The organism is Enterobacter sp. CM29, from assembly GCF_013179605.1.
In the GTDB taxonomy this organism is placed as follows: Bacteria; Pseudomonadota; Gammaproteobacteria; order Enterobacterales; family Enterobacteriaceae; genus Enterobacter; species Enterobacter intestinihominis.
Genome location: NZ_JABMCU010000395.1, coordinates 1 through 618, shown reverse-complemented (window position 1 = coordinate 618; position 618 = coordinate 1). Strand labels below are relative to the sequence as shown.

Annotated in this window: 1 protein-coding gene; it reads right to left on the bottom strand. The window is 46.6% G+C overall.

Annotated elements, in window-relative coordinates; genetic code table 11:
• Positions 1-248: 248 nt before the first annotated feature.
• Complete coding sequence (gene infA, locus HP459_RS23280) at positions 249-467, bottom strand: translation initiation factor IF-1 (RefSeq protein ID WP_002211347.1); 219 nt, start codon at positions 465-467, stop codon at positions 249-251.
• Between the last annotated feature and the right edge of the window lie 151 nt (positions 468-618).

Sequence of the window (618 nt, the reverse complement as noted above, 5' to 3'; positions counted from 1 at the left end):
ACGAAATGTGACTACTGCCGGGCGTTAAACCACGTGCTGCTGGTTTCGCATTTTGACCGCGATATGTTGCCGCACCTGACGGGACTGTTGCATGACATTACCCACGCGATAGCTGAAGATTTAATCGTACCCATGAACCCGTGCATGACAATACATCTGCCGACACAGCCACACTAAGGCCATAAATAAAAAAGGCCGGGATTGTCCCGACCTTTTAAATATTCATCTGCCATTACAGGCGAAAACAATTAGCGACTACGGAAGACAATGCGGCCTTTGCTCAGGTCGTACGGGGTCAGTTCAACAGTCACTTTGTCGCCCGTCAAAATGCGGATATAGTTTTTGCGCATTTTACCGGAGATGTGCGCAGTTACCACGTGACCGTTTTCCAGTTCTACGCGAAACATGGTATTAGGCAACGTATCAAGTACGGTACCCTGCATTTCAATATTGTCTTCTTTGGCCATCTAATCCTCTGGGGTATCACTACCAAGTTTTGAACCGGCAAGATAATGCCGAAATTCATCAATTAAGTAAAGAATTGCGCGTTTAAAACGCAGCAAAACAATTTCAGCGTATTGCCCAAGCGTCACGGTACAACCGAACGGAAAGCGCATT